The 325-nt window shown below is 52.0% G+C and carries 1 protein-coding gene; it reads right to left on the minus strand.

Annotated elements, in window-relative coordinates:
• A partial coding sequence (locus QN347_RS19650) for a hypothetical protein (RefSeq protein ID WP_323494373.1) occupies nt 1-191 on the minus strand: 191 nt, incomplete at its 3' end.
• Nucleotides 192-325: the final 134 nt, after the last annotated feature.

The raw sequence follows: 325 nt of genomic DNA on the forward strand, positions 1-325 counted from the left end.
TCCGGCAACAGGCTGTCGAGGCTGGCACCGGCCGCTACGCGCGCTTTGAATTCCGCCGTTTTGGCCTGCAAAGCCTGATCCGACAGGGCTTCCAGCTGGGGTTCCAATGCGTTGATGTCACGCACCGTCTTTTGGTATTGCTTCAAGAGCCGTTGATTACGGCTGCCGAATATCTTGGTCAGGAATGACATGCTATGAACGGTAAGTTAAATTCTGAAAAACGCCGCGGCAAAAACTTGCTTGCACAGCAACTTATGGGATAGCTCTCGATTTTACCATGCTGCGCTGTCCAGATCAGGAAAAACACCGATGTAAACCCGACTAC

Origin of the sequence: Sphingomonas sp. 10B4 (genome assembly GCF_035019905.1) — a bacterium.
GTDB lineage: Bacteria > Pseudomonadota > Alphaproteobacteria > Sphingomonadales > Sphingomonadaceae > Sphingomonas > Sphingomonas glacialis.